Source organism: Carboxylicivirga litoralis, from assembly GCF_025499605.1.
GTDB lineage: Bacteria > Bacteroidota > Bacteroidia > Bacteroidales > Marinilabiliaceae > Carboxylicivirga > Carboxylicivirga litoralis.
This window is the reverse complement of the sequence record NZ_JAFMVC010000002.1, coordinates 135,596-152,389: the sequence shown is the minus strand read 5'-3', so window position 1 is coordinate 152,389 and position 16,794 is coordinate 135,596. Positions and strand designations below refer to the sequence as shown.

Below are 16,794 nucleotides of genomic sequence, written 5' to 3'. Positions count from 1 at the left end.
AGATTTTTCCCCTAATAAAAGTTCACCTCGTAAAGACACATCCAACATTACAGCTCTTCCGCTCCCGGATTACCTTTATATTTAGGCACACCACCAATTGGCACACTGTATGATTTAAGTAACTCGCCATATTGGTTCTCGAAGTATATCACTACATTGTTATTGCGATAGTCTCCGGTTCGATTTTTATGCATCTGAATATCCAGTGAAGTATTGTATTCTTCCGGTTTGATGTTATACATACTTGATGCCCACTCGTCATCACCCGAAATTTTCATTGGGCTGTATGCAGTCGCCACCGAACGCACGATAATACGTCCATCATTATCCCAGTCAAAGTTGGTTTGCTTGATAGAAACAATACTTGAATCGTTAACATATGGATAAATGTGAGAAATCTCACCTGGATTATCGTGCAGACGAACCGTATATTTATAATAGAAAGCGTAACCACCTTCTACTTCATCCTGCGCTTCTTTCTTGGTACTCATAAACAGCTGGTACATGTTTCCATCATCACCTTCTACACCTTCAACAATCACCTTAAAAACATGCCCTCCTTCTTCAGGCAGGTACTCTCCTTCTGATGGATTTATCGGACCGAAAGTATACCATTTTTGTTCATACTCACTATCGAAACCGAATGTTTTAGATGCCAGCAATGTTCCTTCGTCATAGTTGCCATCTAAATTCAATTTCTTTGCATCTTCGCTAGAGCAACTTCCTTGTCCACCATATATGCTGAATGAAGTGTATGTATCCCATTCACCTTGTTGTTCATCATTTTCTCCGCCACAATTTGGGTCAAACACTTTAATGTAAATTGGTGCTGTGTGGTTTTCCGGAACGGTAAAAAAGATGATTTGACAAAAGCTGGCATCTCCCCACGAAGTTTCGGCATCGGCACCAAAAGTTATCAGGTTAGGGATGTTTTCATCTCCACCAGGAACCGGCTGTGCTTCTGCCAGGGTTCCGACCAACAATAAAATAAATGATAGCTTGAGTAGTTTGGACATAATTATTCGATTACGTTAATTTCTTTGTACGTGCACATCTTTTGATGCGGATCATGTTTGGAAATAGTACCACATTTAACAATGTGTTTCCCTTTTGTTCGAAAAATATACTGAATTGTTTCACCTTTTTGTTTCGTACCATCGGGTAATTCCCAATAAAAGCCATTGGCTTCAAAGTCGCCAAGGTTCGACTCCAAGGCATCAAGCGTTTGTAATTCACCTACTTTCACCTCATCCGGCACATTAATATAAACCTGTATTTTTTTCTTAACATCCTGATGAAAATCGTTAAGCACAAATAGCTCAACATTATCAATTGTATCTACTAGCACAGATTGAACGTGGTAGGTTCCCGGAGCTTTATATTTATGAATTACAGTATCTCCTTCTGCTTTGCTACCATCACCAAAATACCAGACATATTTTAGCGGCCCATCACCTTTACCATTCATCCTGTCGTAGAAACGATAAGTATAAGTGTTTTCTTTTTGCTTGGTTCCAGGGCCAAAAACCGGAAAAAGGTATGTGAACTCAAACAAATCATCATCACCATCTCTGTCGGAGGCAAAATAACCGTGCTGCTCACTGGCATCGATGTAACAGCTAAATTCATTGGCCGCAGTGTTAATTTTCTCATCTAATGCAACAGGCTTAGCCCAACCGTCTTCTGTTCGATAAGTATAAAATATATCAAAACCACCTTGTCCGCCAAGACTGTCAGAGGCAAAATAAAGTTTACCACTTTCGTGATAGAATGGAAACCTCTCTGCACCAGTAGTATTTACTTGTGAACCTAAATTTTGTGCTGGTCCCCACTCTGTTCCTGTTCGCTCCGAAACATATATATCGGTCTGACCATAACCTCCCCCCATATCGGATATAAAAAACATAAACCGGCCGTCTGGAGAAATACTTGGATGCGCAGTACTATATCGACTAGAATTAAAAGGCAATATACGTTCCCGGCGATAATTGTCCCCTTTTCCTTTGGCAATGTATATTCCATAAACACCTTTATCCTTGTTTTGCAGCTGTGTAAAAACGATCTCGTTACTGTCCGGCAAAAAACATATTGATTTATAATCGTATTTCGAGAAATAGGAAGGCAGATACTGTTCTACTTTTGTCCAACTAGAATCCTGACGTTGATTAACCATCATTAAATTATAGAGGTTATTACCCTCCGAATTGAAAACTTTACTAAAGGTTCTAACATTTTTATCCGAACTGAAAAACAGCAGCGAATCTTTTACTAAAGGTGCCCTCTCATTCTCATGTTTCTTTGAAAACGGTAGCTTTTCAACACTTAAGCCCTGAGCGGTCATCATTTGATAACTACCTAAAAGTATAATACTGACGATAAATAGTAGTTGACGCATACAACAGGTTTAAAAGAATTTAGGATTGGGTGTTTTTACTTTGTAGCCAAAATCGAATTGAATAGCCACTTCGTGGGTTCCATCATTATAACTACCAATATCGCCGGTAGCGTAGTCAAGGCTGTATGAAAACCTTAACTGCGGTGTTACCTGGTAAGCCACCATGGCTACAAAGTCATTCGTTGTCCGGTAAGCTCCACCAACCCACAACATGTTATTGTAAATAATAGTTGCGTTGATATCGACTGATGAATTAAATTCGGCATTATAGCGTGCCATAAAACTCGGTTGCAAATGCCATTTTTTCGACAAGGTAAAGAGATAGCCTCCGGTAGCTATGAAGTCAGCTTTATCCAGAGCAAATTCATTAGAACCGCCTTCAACGTATGGATTATAATAAAAGGAGTTTGGTATAGATACTCCAACAAAATACTTATTGGAATACATTGCCGCACCAAAACCAACAACCGGCGCAAAATTCGATTCGTTAGCAGCAAACTCATTATCTAACACGCCTTCTCCGCCATTGCCATCAAAGGTTGAAACCTCGCTCCAGTTAGAATTATAAAAACTACCACCACCATTAATACTAAACGCCAGCTTTCTGTTACCAGACATTTTTAAACGGTAGGTGTAAGAACCAATAAAGCCCGTTTGCTTATTCACACCATACTGCTGATTGAATACTTCGAGCCCTAATGCAATGTTTTCCTTTTTTAATGGCGAGTGCATGCTAAACAGCATTGAACCAGGAGAACCATCAATGCCAGCCCACTTTTTACGATAACCTCCATATACGGACAATACCTCTCGATTACCAGCGAAAGCTGTATTTAATGCATAACGATTATGCATATATTGGCTCATTACAATGTCTTTCTGTGCTTGAAGTGGAATAAATGAAACAAGCAAGAAAGTGGCAAAAACGATATTTCTTAATGCATTTTTCATTGTTTGCTTCCTTTAATGATTAAGTAACTTTTCACAGGTTCGATATTATCTCCTTCAAAAATATAGTAGTAAGTGCCGTCTTCGGTTTTGCCATCATTTTTTTGGCCGTTCCAACCATCAAGGTTATTTTCAACCATAAATTCATTGGCTTCAAATACCACTTTACCCGTAATATCAAAAACCGTTAATTTATTGTTCGCAACATTTTGAGCACCCCCAATGATAAAATAATCATTTGTATTATCACCATTAGGTGAAAATCCATTGGTTTGGTAGATGCCTTTTACGGTAATCAATTTCTCGGCAGACACTTCCGCACATTCTCCATTATTAACTGTGCATATGAGTTTATTATCACCTTTAAGCAGATTTCTGACGACAATTTGATTTGGATTACCATCATCGACACTTAATCCGTCTGACAGGGTCCAATAAAATGGCATGTCAGCAATTCCAACTGTATTAATGATTAACTGTTTTTCATTATAAACAGTTGTATCTTGCCCTAAGGATACATCACCTGGTTCCTTATATAATTCTATCTCGACTTCGTCTTCTCCAATACAGGTTGGATTATTGATAACCAGCTCTGTCAATTTGAGCGTATAAGTTTCATAAGCATACTGATAGTTGTAATTGACATAAACTCTTGAATCCTTATTGTTGACATCTTCAATAAACAAGCCGCTTCCTTCAGCAGCAACAACCGACCAGGTCATTGAATTTCCATCTGTTATTTGTCCCAACAATTCTTTTTCGGAACCACAATTGGGGCTATCCTTTACTCCAGCAGTAGGAAATGGTTTTGAATCAACTATCAAATTTAGCGTTTCAGCTAAACTTGCGTCACAGCCCTCACTATCAATCAATGAATTCATGGTGTAGGTAGTTGATGAATTAGCAGAAATCGGTATGCTTTCATTGGCTGTATTCAACACCTCTGAATAGGTGTTTCCTTTATCATCACTAAATCCTAATGTTAATGGGTAACGATTAGCTCCATCACCGACTATTTCAAGGGAGGTAGTTTCATCACTACAAATTCTATCATCAAGAAGATCATAACTGGCATTGGGTTCAGCCTGCTCTGGAATATAAAATGTTTTTGTATCAGTATTAACACATGATTCATTTGTAACTTCGTAGGTAATTACATAATTACCTACCACATCAGCTTTGAAGATTGCTTTGGTATCAGTTTTTGTAAGAAAAGAACCACCTGCTACTTCCAGCCAGTTGGCAGATGTATACTCCCCGCCTGGATTTGCCGTAAACGTTCCTTCGATTCTACAAGTTTTAAATGTGGGATCAATTAAAGGGGAAGGCATTTTATCAATAGTAATATCACCTCTATCCTGATTGAACGTACCATCATTGCCGTGCGTGTCTTTAAAATCATAAACTCTAATATATCCAGACTCCGTGAAGTTTGTTACAAGTTTGAAAGTATTGCTATTGTGAGCAGTCACCTGAACACCCTGGTCGACAATACCGTTGTCTATCCAATACTTAAAATCATAAGGTGCGTCTCCGGTAAAGGTTATGGTCATTGTTACATCCCCCGATTCGCAAAACCGTAACTTATCAAACTCGACCTCACCAGTAGCTTGTGCATATAAATAATCGACTCCTGACCAGGCCAGAAGTATAATAATCAGTAGATATTTTCTCATCCCATTAGTATTGTTAGCAAACGTACTATCCCCAAAAACTGCTCAACAACGGAGCATTATACGCTTGATAATTAATAATGTTCCATCACTTACAAACATAATTAAAAATGAACAAACCAAGATTATTTTAACCACCAACAAGAATGGCTTTACGCCACAAAACCAACTGTTCATCAAAAATAATATGACGAATTAAATTCTTAACGCAAGTATCACACTTTTGTTTTCCCGGCAAAACACTAAATATTTGCAGTCCCTAACGTAATCCTATGAAATAAGTGAATTCCAAACGTTATTGTACTAATGACAAATTAAAAACTAATAAAAAAGGCTACCATTGGTAGCCTTATATTATATCTCTTTGCACTTTTTTATAGCTCATTTCTGATTGCCTCAGCAATTGCTTCAAACTCTTCTGCTTCTAATTGGAGTTTTGGATTTCTAAAGTTGACATCTGCCTCACTATTCATCGGTATTAAATGAATATGGGCATGTGGCACTTCCAGCCCTAACACAGCCACTCCTACTCGCTTGCAGTCAATTACTTTTTTTTGAGCCAACGCAATCTTTTTGGCAAACACATTCATATCAGCCAACAGATCATCTTCCAAATCAAACAGATAATCTGTTTCTTGCTTTGGGATGACTAAGGTGTGCCCTTTAGCAAGCGGGTTAATATCTAAAAAAGCAAAAAACCGGTCGTCCTCAGCAATTTTGTAACAAGGAATTTCTCCTTTAACAATTTTGGTAAAAATCGTAGGCATGGCTTCAGTATTTAGATTGATATTTCAACAATTTCGAAAGTCATTAAACCGTTTGGCACTTTGATTTCCACCTGGTCGCCCACTTCCTTACCAAGCAAACCTTTGGCAATAGGTGTCGAAATTGAAATTTTCCCTTCTTTCAGGTTAGCCTCACTTTCGGGCACCAAAGTGTATGTCATGGTCGCTTTATTCTTCAGGTTTTTAATTTTCACCTTGTTTAAGAGCTGTACTTTTGACGTATCAATGCGCGATTCATCAATAATACGACTATTCGCAATTGTATCCTGAAGTTTAGCAATGCGCATCTCTAACAAGCCCTGAGCCTCTTTGGCAGCATCGTATTCGGCATTCTCCGATAAATCACCCTTATCACGGGCCTCAGCAATTTGCTTCGAAATTGATGGTCGCTCGTATGTTTCTAACTGATGTAATTCCTCTTTTAGCTTCTTTAAGCCGGCTTCGGTTATATATTTCATATTCTTTCCTCCTTATTCAAATGCTTCAATTATATAAAAAAATAAAAGAATCCCGATTTCCCGGAACTCTTTGTTACAAATATATGAAAGTTATCATTAAGTTCAAAAGACACGTTTGTTCCAAGCAGGCATCGCATTCTTTAACTGCCACTTAACTACTCATACGGACGCTTTAGTATTTCGGAGTAGATAACAGCCTGTCGTAAATCAATCTGCTCTTTATCAAACTCCAAACCTTCAACTTCGTCTTCAATCGCTATTATTTCAACCGGTTTTTGCTTTTGTATATCGGTCTTTTTAGGATCCTGTTTTCTCTGCATATGTAAAGGCACTACTTTTTTTTCAACCTTTGGCTCTTCAGCCACTGGTTTTGGTTTTGGCTTTTGAAAAAGCTCTCGTAACTCCTCTAACACATCATCTTCCTCCATCACATCTCGCTCGGGTTGAACTACTTCATCAGGTGCCTGAACCGTCTTTTTAGCCTGCTTCTGCTTTTTGTACGCACTAAAAATTAATGCGGCTATCATTGCTAATATATAGAGAATATTACCTATGTCATCCATCTTCGAACTATTTGATTAATGCACCAAATTACCAATTTTTAAATGAACAAACACACAAATGGAAACAATCCTTCATATTCACCTCTTTATTTTTGGAAAAACGAGGAAAGGACACAATATTAGCACTCGCAACAACTGCAATAAAAATAATACATATACGTTCGTACGATAAAATATAGATCATGAAGAGGTACCTTATATTGTTATTACTTCCATTACTTACTGTTAACTGTGGTAAAGATTCATCCGACATCATTCCAAATGTTAGATTCACTGCTGAAATCAATCTGGACAATCCACAATACTCAGGTAAGAATCCATTCTTTGTTTTACCAGGCGGCACAAACAGATATGTTGGCGTAAATGGAGTTGTCGTATTTGAAGTCACCCCAACGGAGTTCTACGCATTTGATTTAATGTGTACTCATCAACACGATAATGGGAATCGCTTTTATGTTGAAGAAATTAACCAGGGCGATGTTGTTTTACGTTGCCCGGAATGTGGCTCAGAATTCAATATTGCAGCTGAATATGGCAGTGTAGTTACAGGTCCAGCCAAATGGCCACTGAAACGTTATCAAACAAGCGTAACTGGAAATATACTCCGTATATGGAATTAAATCACATTTTTGGCATGCCATTTGTGTAAACATACTCACCTATCAGTAATTCAACATACTGTAGTTGAGCAAAATCAAAATTGCTTGTTACGTTCCCCAAAAATGCCTCGATATAATTGCGAGGCATTTTTCTTTTTTTAATCCAGTCTAGAAAGGTAGTTTTCCCAAATCAACATTCCCTCCCGTAAGTATTATGCCGACTTTCTGGTTTTTAAAAGGTTGTTTGTTTTCTAAAACAACGGCCAAAGGCACTGCCGAAGAAGGCTCTACAATAATCTTCATGCGCTCCCATATTAAACGCATTGCCATTTTGATACTATCTTCGCTTACAGTAATAATATCGTCCACTTTGCTTTTGATGATTTCAAAAGTAAGCGTACCCAATGACGTCCGCAAGCCATCGGCTATTGTATTGGGATCAACCACTGGCTGAAACCTACCACTTTTAAACGATTGAAAGGCATCATCGGCATTAGCTGGCTCTCCTGCTATCACTTGCACAGCCGGAAACTTCTCTTTAACATAGGTTGCTGTTCCGCTTAATAAACCGCCCCCACCAACCGGCGTCATCACAATATCTAGCTTACTTTGCTGTTGCAGTAATTCCAGCATAGCCGTTCCTTGTCCACAAATCACTTCCCACTGGTTATAAGGATGCACCATGGTGGCTCCCGTATCCTTAATAACCTCTTCTAAGGTACTTTCGCGCGCCTGCAATGTAGGTTGACAAAAAGTTATTTGCGCGCCATACCCTGCTACAGCCTTTTTCTTTATCTCCGGCGCATTATTAGGCATCACAATGTGCGCCTTAACACCGTTTATTTTAGCAGCCAAGGCCAAAGCTGCCGCATGATTACCTGATGAATGAGTGGCTACTCCTAGCCTCTTCTGCTCATCTGTTAACGACAAAACAGCATTGGTAGCTCCCCGATATTTAAAGGCGCCCACCTTCTGCAGGTTCTCACATTTAAAATAGAGTTCAGCCCCGCAGATGGCATTAATACTCTGACAGGTTAACACTGGTGTTTGATGTACAAATGACTTAATTCGCTTATAAGCATTTTCTACATCCAGGGCAACGGGTAAATTCATTCAATTCTACTTTTTAAGTTCAATTACAAACTTGTCTACAATTGGCTGAGCCTTCTCAACATCTTTACTAAAAACGTATAAATCAACGGATGTTTGCGTTCCGGCCACAAAACCTGCTGACACACCTGACTCATAATCGTTTTTAATCATCGATTCGATACCATTATCGGCCAAAGTATTTTTAAGATGAGATACAGTTAATTCTGTATCAGAAAAAATATTGATTAAATCTTCCATAATGTTCTGTTTTAAGTTCGACAAACTAATATAGACTCCGATTAAAGGTATCATAAAATACAGCATTAACAAAAACAGCCTGAAAAGCAATTGCTCCGAACCATTAAACTGCTTTCTTCGGGTTCAACCTCGCTGGGAGCGTAGTTGAACCGAAGCTGCCCCAAAGAAGATACGAAGCTGCTCCGAAGAGGACCAAGAACTGCAGTAAAAATCTACCGAACCATTCATAAGTAATCACTCAATAACTTGGTTACTTTGATACATCTTACGGGACATCATCCTTGCCTTACTAAACTAATTATCAAGGTTAATCTCAATATAATCGAGGATTTTATTAATGCGCGATTGGTATTCGTGGTTAGTTTTTAGGTTTGAGTTCATTGTGATGAATTAAGATTTGAATATTCGCAATCATGCATAAAACAAGAACTAATACTCCATTAAAAAACTAACACAGAGACACTGAGACGCAGAGATTTATAAATCAACCTGAATCTTTGTATTTATCATTTATGCGTAGATACGAACAGTCAAATTAAGATTTCGTATTGCTAGATAAGGAAACAAAGACATACAAAAAATGGCCGCGTGTTGCGACCATTCTATATTTATTATGCTTATACTTTACTTTTTACTCTCTTCGATCTTTGCAATCAACTCATCAAATAAAAATTCGGTATCTGTTGGTCCGCTTGATGCTTCGGGGTGAAACTGTGTTGAGAAAAATGGTTTGGTTTTGTGCTTAACACCTTCATTTGTTTTATCGTTGATATTCACGAAAAAAGGCTCCCACTCGTCGCTCAAAGTATCATTATCGATAGCAAAACCATGGTTCTGACTGGTGATATAACAAGTATCGGTTCCTACTTTAATAACAGGGTGATTATGTGCACGGTGTCCATACTTTAGTTTGTAAGTAGAGGCTCCTGATGCGATACCAAGCAATTGATTACCCAAACAAATTCCAAAAATCGGCTTACCAATTTCAATGGCCTTTTGAATATGCTTAATAGTTACCTCACACATTTGCGGATCACCTGGACCATTGGACAACATAACACCATCATAATCCTCTTGTGTAAAATCATAATCCCATGGCACACGGATTACTGTAGTATCTCGCTTGAGCAAGCATCGAAGAATATTGTTTTTAGCACCAGTATCTACTAACACCACTTTGTGTTTACCATTGCCATAGACTTTCTTCTCTTTCACACTCACTTTAGCTACCAGGTTTTCTTTATTAGGATCTACAAAATCGATTTCTTCACCTTCGATTTCAATTTTTCCTAACATTGAACCTTTCTCACGCAAAATCATGGTCAGCGCACGCGTATCAATTCCGAAAACACCTGGCACCTTATTCTGAATTAACCACTCACGCAAGCTATTTTCGGCATTCCAGTGACTGTATTCGAATGAATAGTCTGAGATAATTAAGCCAGAAATGTGAATGCGATCTGATTCGTGAAATTTAGGGATACCATTTTCAGTATCATTTTTTGGCACACCATAGTTACCAATCAGCGGGTAGGTAGAAACAAGGATTTGCCCTTCATACGATGGGTCGGTCAAACTCTCAGGATATCCAGTCATGGCCGTATTAAAAACAACTTCTCCAGCCACCGACTTATGGTATCCAAACGATTTTCCTTCGAAGACAGTTCCGTCTTCCAACACTAACTTAATCTTTTGTACTTCAGGCATACCTTCCAATACTTTTACAATAAATTCTACACAAAAAATGCATCTATTCGCAGTTTAGAATAAATGCATGCACAAGGCTTCCCTTATGCGGCACAAATGTAATAATTATTTATGTCATGAGCGAACTTTTAAGCTTTGTTTGCATATTTATTACATATATTTTAATTCATCTGCATATGTATGCATATTAACGGTTTATCTGAAGAAAAAATGACCTTCATTAATTCATTGCCATAAAAAGAGGGACCGCGCAAATCTCCCCCATGCAACGGTCCCTCATACCCAATCAACAAAAATTCTTAATTTCCTATCTATTGTCTAATTCAGTATAATCAATTCGTTCTGACACGTTTTTATAGGCCGGACGAATGATACGTCGGCTCGAAAACGTTACTTCCTCGATACGGTGCGCACACCAACCGGCAATACGCGACACAGCAAAAATAGGTGTATAAATCTCCTTTGGAATCTCCAGGCAATCATAAACAAAGCCACTATAAAAGTCGACATTGGCGCAGATTACTTTGGCGTTGGCTCCTTTGAACTCGTAAAATACCTGCGGTGCCAATCGTTCAATGGCCGCATAGAGATGAAATTCATCCAGACGACCTTTTTCAATAGCTAATGCTTCAGCCTTTTCTTTTAACAAGACGGCTCTTGGATCGGAGTTAGTGTAAATCGCATGCCCAATTCCATAAATTTTACCGGTGTTATCAAAGGCTTCTTTCTTTAATATCTTTTGCAAATATGCTTTTATCTCTTTTTCATTGCGCCAGTCCTTTACATTGGCTTTGATATTTTCCATCATATCCATGACTTTCAGATTAGCGCCTCCGTGAAGCCCTCCTTTTAGTGACCCCAAAGCAGCTGCAATAGCCGAATATGTATCGGTTTGTGCCGAACTAACCACACGCGTTGTAAACGATGAATTATTTCCTCCTCCGTGCTCAGCATGAATAACCAGCGATAAGTCAAGCAAATCAGCCTCCAGCTTGGTGTAGTTATCCCCTTTCAGCATGTACAGAAAGTTTTCTGCTGTACTCAAGTGAGGTTGTGGATGACGAATCACCAACGATTTTTTCTGATACGAATGACGCATACCAAAGTAAGAGTAGGCTACAATAACGGGAAATTTCGCAATCAAACTAATGGATTGTTGTATTAGATTTTCAGGCGACAAATCTTCTGCTTTTTCATCTGCTGTATACAATCCCAAAACAGATCGCGCTAACATATTCATGATATCTCGTCCACGAAGTGACAAAATCATATTCTTAGAAAAGAAAGGTGGCAAATGACGCTCCAATTCCAACTCGGCTGTGAATGCATTTAGCTGTTCAACGCTCGGTAATTGGCCGGAAAGCAATAGGTAAGCTGTTTCTTCAAACCCATGACGACCAGCCGACTGAAACCCTTTAGCCAGTTCTTTCAGCTCCACGCCACGGTAAAATAACTTGCCTTCTTTTGGAATTAGTTTACCATCCACTTTATCGTACCCTTCAACATCACCTATGGTGGTTAAACCTACCAACACACCAGAGAAATCGGCATTTCGCAATCCCCGTTTAACACTAAACTGATCAAACAATGACTTTTCAATATCACTCGATGCAACAGCATCTTTCGCCAATTTCTCAAATATTGCCATACGTTATTTTATTTTACAAGGCTCTGAATCACTTTTTCAAGCTCTTCAAAACCAAACTCTTGTATTATTTTATTTTTCTTTTGCTCAATCCTTTCGTTACATAAGTTACCGATGGAACCCTCATGTGTATGATTCACCTGTCCATCAGTCTCAAACTGTCCGGCTTCAATTGCTAAACCAACTTGTTTGTAGGCATCTCTAAATGGCACACCACTCAGCACTAATTTATTTACCTCTTCAACACTAAAGGCCAGTTTATACTTTTCATCCTGCATGATATCATGCTTTACCTCAATGTTCTCAATTGCAAAAGTGGCAATCTGCAAACAATCCAACAGCTCATCAAAGGCAGGCATATACAGCTCTTTTATCAACTGCAAATCACGAAAATAACCTGTAGGTAAATTCGCAGTTATCATACCTATTGACTCGGGCAATGCCTGCAACTTATTACAGTGTGCCCTCAATAACTCAAACACATCCGGATTCTTCTTATGCGGCATAATACTTGAGCCAGTTGTCAGTTCATCGGGCAGTTTAATAAAGCCAAAATTCTGACTGGTAAATAAACAGCCATCTACAGCCAGTTTGCCAACCGTTTGTGCTACCGAAGACATGGCATAAGCTACCGTTCGCTCCATCTTACCCCTTGCCATCTGTGCATAACCTACATTGTAGTTTAAGTCCTCAAAGCCGAGCAACTCTGTCGTCATGGTTCGGTTTAAAGGAAAAGATGAGCCATAACCAGCTGCCGTCCCCAATGGATTTTGATTGGCTGTTCGCCAAGCCGCCTGCAATAACAATAAATCATCGGCCAAACTCTCGGCAAAGGCTCCAAACCACACGCCAAACGATGATGGCATAGCCACCTGCAAATGTGTATAGCCCGGTATCAGCACAGCTTTGTGCTCTTCACTTTTTTGCTGAAGAACAACAAACAGCTTATCCACTGCTTTAACAACTTCTTCAATACGATGACGAGTATAAAGCTTCAAATCCAATAAAACCTGGTCGTTGCGAGAGCGGCCACTATGAACTTTTTTACCAACATCGCCCAATTTGCGGGTTAGCATCAGTTCTACCTGCGAATGCACATCTTCAACGCCATCTTCGATTACAAAATCACCTTCAATGGCGAGTGAATGCAGCACTTTTAATTCCTCCAGCAATGCTTCCAGCTCTTTCTTCTCTAATAGTCCAACACTCTCCAACATGGTGATGTGCGCCATGGTTCCCAATATATCGAAAGGTGCCAGAAATACATCCAGCTCACGATCGCGTCCAACCGTGAATTCCTCAATTCGTTTATCAACAGAAGTTCCTTTATCCCATAACTTCATAACTTAACTTTTTAGTTGTTAGCAATATCTGTTACCAATCAAAAAGAAGTTACTATTTGAAAGAAATAAAAACCTCCATCTTTCGAATTGGTAAATATATTCACTTTTTATTTATAATTATACATTTTACACCACATTATATGACAATTGTCATTATTTTAAGTGTATATAAATAATTTATCAATAAAACATATCTTATTATTAGAGCTTTAGCTCACTCAATAAACGTAGGTAAATATCAATTCCTTCTGTGATTTCAGACAAATAGATATACTCATCCGGCGTATGAGAACGAGCTGAATCCCCACAACCTATTTTTATCGTTGTAAAATCCATTACAGCCTGATCTGAAGTAGTTGGAGAACCATAATATGAAAGCCCCAACTCAACACCACGCTGTACTAAAGGGTGTTCGACCGGAATAAAAGAACTGTTCAGGCGGAAAGAACGAGGTTTTACATCACAAGTAACATGCTGTTCAATGATTTGATGACACTCCTCATTGCTATAATTTTCATTCAAACGCACATCCACTACAAACTGACACGAATCGGGCACCACGTTGTGCTGAGTTCCTGCTTCAATTTGTGTTACTGTCATCTTCACAGCTCCCAAATGCGGCGAAACCTTATCAAACTCGTAAGCTTTAAACCATTCAATATCCTTCAATGCTTTGTATAAAGCATTTTCACCTTCCTCTCGAGCCGCATGACCAGTTTTTCCGTGTGCCTCGCAATCCAGCACCATCAGACCTTTCTCGGCAACTGCCATTTGCATTTGGGTTGGCTCTCCTACAATGCCTAAATCAATTTTACCTAATTGAGGCAAAATCGAGGCAACGCCCTTGGCTCCAGAGTTCTCCTCCTCTGCTGTGGCTGCAAACACCAGGTTATAATCCAGCTCTTCATCTTTGAGGCATAGAAAAGTTGCCATAAGTGCTACCAAAGGCCCACCTGCATCATTACTACCCAAACCGGTTAACTTATCACCTTCCAGTGTTGCACCAAATGGGTCATACGTCCATTTTGAGGAAGGTTTAACCGTATCTAAATGAGAATTTAATAAAATAGTCGGCTTCGTTTCATCTTTTTCACTTGCCCAACACCACACATTGTGGCCCTTACGATTGACCTTTAGGCTATTATTACCCAAGTAATCCGCCATTAGATTGGCCACCTCACTCTCTTCGCGACTGAAAGACTGGATAGTAATTAATTGCTTCAGCAACTCAATTGCCTCTGCTGTATATTTTGTTTGTTTTTCTTGCATAGATTAATCAATTGTTAACAATGTTCCGGATGAAAAACCATTTTTCAACCCTTCGATATTAGTAATATACACTTCAGACACTCCTCTTTTTAAGGCCGCAAAACCATTGTCCAGCTTCGGAATCATCCCTTCCGAAACTACACCCGACTCCTTATATTCTGAAAACAAATCACTAGTTAGGTTAGCAATAACCGAATCATCATCATCCGGATTCTCGAGCACGCCCTTCTTCTCAAAACAATACACCAGCGACACTCTAAAGGAAGATGCGAAGGCTTTTGCTAACTCAGCCGCCATGGTGTCGGCATTGGTATTCAGCATTTGTCCTTCACCATCGTGCGTTAAAGGAGCTACAACAGGTATCACGCCATTTTTTACCAACTCTTCTAATTGCTCTGAGTTAACCGATGTGACATCGCCAACATAGCCATAATCAATATCTTTAACCGGGCGTTTAATTGCACGAACACAATCCAGGTCAGCACCAGTAAGCCCAACCGCTTGCTTGTTCAAAGCCTGCAACTGAGCTACAATATTCTTATTAACCAAACCTCCGTATACCATCACTACCACATCCAGCATTTTCTGATCGGTGATGCGTCGGCCATCCACCATTTTTGTCTCAAACCCAAGCTGCTCAGCAATAGCGGTTGCCGAACGTCCTCCTCCATGAACCAATATTTTTTGTCCAGCAATACTTGCAAAATCCTTAATAAACGCCTTCAGCGATTCCTCTTCTTCAACCACTTTGCCCCCCACTTTTACAATGGTCAGTCTATCGTGCATAATCCTATTTTTATTATAAACCTAAGCCGGACGAATCTGTCCGTTTCCTTTTATTATCCATTTATAAGATGTCAGCTCACGCAATCCCATTGGTCCACGTGCATGCAACTTTTGCGTACTGATACCTATTTCAGCTCCCAAACCAAACTGAGCACCATCGGTAAAAGCTGTACTTGTATTAACATAAACAGCTGCCGCATCTACTTCATTCAAATATCGCTCAATAACATCGGCGTCTTCAGCTATAATGGCCTCGCTGTGCTTCGAGCTATATTGATAGATGTGCTCGAGTGCTGAATCAAAATCATCTACTGTTTTTATAGCAAGCTTCAATGATAAAAATTCAGTTCCAAAATCTTCCTTTGTGGCCTTATGCAGCAATTCATCAGGATACTCTCCTTTTAATTGTTGATAGGCACATTCATCAGCATAAATCTCAACTTGCTTCGAAACCATATCTTGAATCAAAGCTGGTAAATCATTCAAGCGACTTCGATGTAACACCAGGCAATCGAGCGCATTACAAACGCTCACGCGACGCGTTTTGGCATTAAAAACCACTTGCCTCCCCAGTTCGAGTTCACCTGATTCATCAAAATAGGTATGCACAATACCCGCTCCGGTTTCAATGACCGGCAGTTTGGCATTATCGCGCACCAAATTAATCAGGCCTTGAGAACCGCGAGGAATCAGCACATCAACAAACCCCACTGCATTCATCAACTCGTCAGTCGCTTTTCTATCAGCAGGTAGGAGCTGAATAATATCCGAATCAACACCATGCTTGTCAAGTACTTTTTTAACAATATCAACTAATATAATATTGCTGTATTCCGCATCACTTCCCCCTTTTAACACACAAGCATTTCCTGAGCGAATACAAAGCGCAAACACATCGATGGTTACATTGGGCCGCGCTTCGTAAATTACTCCAACAACACCCAAGGCGACTCGCTTCTTCTCTAGCTCAAGGCCATTTTGTAAAGTTCGGCACTCAAGCACTTCACCAACCGGACATGGCAGAAGAGCAACATTTTCGGTATCAGATGCAATGGCTTCTATACGCTCCTTTGTCAACTTCAGTCGGTCATATTTAGGATTATCGACCGCCATTCGTTCCAAATCCTTCACATTGGCAGAGACAATAGCATCTGCAGCCAGGCGTAACTCTTTTGCCAAGGCTTTAAGTACAGATGCCGTTTCTTCTGCACCAATGCGCGTCATGCATCGCGATGCTTCTTTTACTTTTTCGAAATAGGTTCGGTACATATTT

General features: G+C 39.5%; 16 protein-coding genes. 1 reads left to right on the top strand and 15 read right to left on the bottom strand.

Going from position 1 to position 16,794, the window contains the following annotated elements; translation table 11 throughout:
• Positions 1-47: 47 nt before the first annotated feature.
• The 7 genes from J1N10_RS02710 to J1N10_RS02680 form a co-directional block, all read right to left on the bottom strand.
• Complete coding sequence (locus tag J1N10_RS02710) at positions 48-1,016, bottom strand: hypothetical protein (protein ID WP_262325140.1); 969 nt, start codon at positions 1,014-1,016, stop codon at positions 48-50.
• Between the two features lie 2 nt (positions 1,017-1,018).
• Complete coding sequence (locus J1N10_RS02705; RefSeq protein ID WP_262325139.1) at positions 1,019-2,395, bottom strand: PKD domain-containing protein; 1,377 nt, start codon at positions 2,393-2,395, stop codon at positions 1,019-1,021.
• 9 nt (positions 2,396-2,404) lie between these two features.
• Positions 2,405-3,346 carry a PorP/SprF family type IX secretion system membrane protein gene (locus J1N10_RS02700; RefSeq protein ID WP_262325138.1) on the bottom strand — a complete coding sequence of 314 codons (942 nt, stop codon included), beginning with the start codon at positions 3,344-3,346 and terminating at the stop codon, positions 2,405-2,407.
• Entirely contained in the window at positions 3,343-5,019 is a 1,677-nt protein-coding gene (locus J1N10_RS02695) for a gliding motility-associated C-terminal domain-containing protein (protein WP_262325137.1), read from the bottom strand. The genes J1N10_RS02700 and J1N10_RS02695 overlap by 4 nt, the downstream gene beginning before the upstream one ends.
• 371 nt (positions 5,020-5,390) lie before the next feature.
• A complete protein-coding gene (locus tag J1N10_RS02690; protein ID WP_262325136.1) occupies positions 5,391-5,783 on the bottom strand; it encodes an HIT family protein in 393 nt (130 codons plus the stop codon).
• An 11-nt stretch (positions 5,784-5,794) separates the two neighbouring features.
• The gene (greA, locus tag J1N10_RS02685) at positions 5,795-6,259 is read right to left on the bottom strand and encodes a transcription elongation factor GreA (protein WP_262325135.1); all 465 of its coding nucleotides are present in this window, start codon (positions 6,257-6,259) and stop codon (positions 5,795-5,797) included.
• 155 nt (positions 6,260-6,414) lie between these two features.
• Entirely contained in the window at positions 6,415-6,822 is a 408-nt protein-coding gene (locus J1N10_RS02680; RefSeq protein ID WP_262325134.1) for a hypothetical protein, read from the bottom strand.
• A gap of 182 nt (positions 6,823-7,004) precedes the next feature.
• Between J1N10_RS02680 and J1N10_RS02675 the strand changes: the two genes are divergently transcribed.
• Complete coding sequence (locus J1N10_RS02675) at positions 7,005-7,442, top strand: Rieske (2Fe-2S) protein (protein WP_262325133.1); 438 nt, start codon at positions 7,005-7,007, stop codon at positions 7,440-7,442.
• Positions 7,443-7,589: 147 nt separating this feature from the next.
• Here the strand turns inward: J1N10_RS02675 and J1N10_RS02670 are convergent, their stop codons facing one another.
• From J1N10_RS02670 to J1N10_RS02635, 8 genes are all read right to left on the bottom strand, one after another.
• A complete protein-coding gene (locus J1N10_RS02670) occupies positions 7,590-8,534 on the bottom strand; it encodes a pyridoxal-phosphate dependent enzyme (protein WP_262325132.1) in 945 nt (314 codons plus the stop codon).
• Between the two features lie 6 nt (positions 8,535-8,540).
• A complete protein-coding gene (locus tag J1N10_RS02665) occupies positions 8,541-8,771 on the bottom strand; it encodes a DUF2007 domain-containing protein (protein WP_262325131.1) in 231 nt (76 codons plus the stop codon).
• Positions 8,772-9,395: 624 nt separating this feature from the next.
• The gene (gene carA / locus J1N10_RS02660; RefSeq protein WP_262325130.1) at positions 9,396-10,478 is read right to left on the bottom strand and encodes a glutamine-hydrolyzing carbamoyl-phosphate synthase small subunit; all 1,083 of its coding nucleotides are present in this window, start codon (positions 10,476-10,478) and stop codon (positions 9,396-9,398) included.
• Between the two features lie 307 nt (positions 10,479-10,785).
• Positions 10,786-12,126, bottom strand: coding sequence for a citrate/2-methylcitrate synthase (locus J1N10_RS02655; protein ID WP_262325129.1), 1,341 nt, complete (start codon positions 12,124-12,126; stop codon positions 10,786-10,788).
• An 8-nt stretch (positions 12,127-12,134) separates the two neighbouring features.
• On the bottom strand, positions 12,135-13,466 hold the full coding sequence (gene argH / locus J1N10_RS02650) for an argininosuccinate lyase (protein ID WP_262325128.1): 1,332 nt from the start codon (positions 13,464-13,466) through the stop codon (positions 12,135-12,137).
• A gap of 201 nt (positions 13,467-13,667) precedes the next feature.
• Positions 13,668-14,735, bottom strand: a complete 1,068-nt coding sequence (locus J1N10_RS02645) for a M20 family metallo-hydrolase (RefSeq protein WP_262325127.1) — start codon at positions 14,733-14,735, stop codon at positions 13,668-13,670.
• A 3-nt stretch (positions 14,736-14,738) separates the two neighbouring features.
• On the bottom strand, positions 14,739-15,521 hold the full coding sequence (gene argB / locus J1N10_RS02640; protein ID WP_262325126.1) for an acetylglutamate kinase: 783 nt from the start codon (positions 15,519-15,521) through the stop codon (positions 14,739-14,741).
• Positions 15,522-15,542: 21 nt separating this feature from the next.
• Entirely contained in the window at positions 15,543-16,790 is a 1,248-nt protein-coding gene (locus tag J1N10_RS02635) for a glutamate-5-semialdehyde dehydrogenase (protein ID WP_262325125.1), read from the bottom strand.
• Positions 16,791-16,794 lie beyond the last annotated feature (4 nt).

Bases quoted from the DNA above. Each gene is read 5' to 3' on its own strand.
- J1N10_RS02710 (WP_262325140.1), bottom strand. From the start codon at position 1,016: ATGTCCAAACTACTCAAGCTATCATTTATTTTATTGTTGGTCGGAACC.
- J1N10_RS02665 (WP_262325131.1), bottom strand. From the start codon at position 8,771: ATGGAAGATTTAATCAATATTTTTTCTGATACAGAATTAACTGTATCT.
- J1N10_RS02700 (WP_262325138.1), bottom strand. From the start codon at position 3,346: ATGAAAAATGCATTAAGAAATATCGTTTTTGCCACTTTCTTGCTTGTT.
- J1N10_RS02695 (WP_262325137.1), bottom strand. From the start codon at position 5,019: ATGAGAAAATATCTACTGATTATTATACTTCTGGCCTGGTCAGGAGTC.
- J1N10_RS02670 (WP_262325132.1), bottom strand. From the start codon at position 8,534: ATGAATTTACCCGTTGCCCTGGATGTAGAAAATGCTTATAAGCGAATT.
- argH (WP_262325128.1), bottom strand. From the start codon at position 13,466: ATGAAGTTATGGGATAAAGGAACTTCTGTTGATAAACGAATTGAGGAA.
- J1N10_RS02705 (WP_262325139.1), bottom strand. From the start codon at position 2,395: ATGCGTCAACTACTATTTATCGTCAGTATTATACTTTTAGGTAGTTAT.
- argB (WP_262325126.1), bottom strand. From the start codon at position 15,521: ATGCACGATAGACTGACCATTGTAAAAGTGGGGGGCAAAGTGGTTGAA.
- J1N10_RS02680 (WP_262325134.1), bottom strand. From the start codon at position 6,822: ATGGATGACATAGGTAATATTCTCTATATATTAGCAATGATAGCCGCA.
- J1N10_RS02635 (WP_262325125.1), bottom strand. From the start codon at position 16,790: ATGTACCGAACCTATTTCGAAAAAGTAAAAGAAGCATCGCGATGCATG.
- J1N10_RS02655 (WP_262325129.1), bottom strand. From the start codon at position 12,126: ATGGCAATATTTGAGAAATTGGCGAAAGATGCTGTTGCATCGAGTGAT.
- carA (WP_262325130.1), bottom strand. From the start codon at position 10,478: ATGCCTGAAGTACAAAAGATTAAGTTAGTGTTGGAAGACGGAACTGTC.
- J1N10_RS02675 (WP_262325133.1), top strand. From the start codon at position 7,005: ATGAAGAGGTACCTTATATTGTTATTACTTCCATTACTTACTGTTAAC.
- J1N10_RS02645 (WP_262325127.1), bottom strand. From the start codon at position 14,735: ATGCAAGAAAAACAAACAAAATATACAGCAGAGGCAATTGAGTTGCTG.
- greA (WP_262325135.1), bottom strand. From the start codon at position 6,259: ATGAAATATATAACCGAAGCCGGCTTAAAGAAGCTAAAAGAGGAATTA.
- J1N10_RS02690 (WP_262325136.1), bottom strand. From the start codon at position 5,783: ATGCCTACGATTTTTACCAAAATTGTTAAAGGAGAAATTCCTTGTTAC.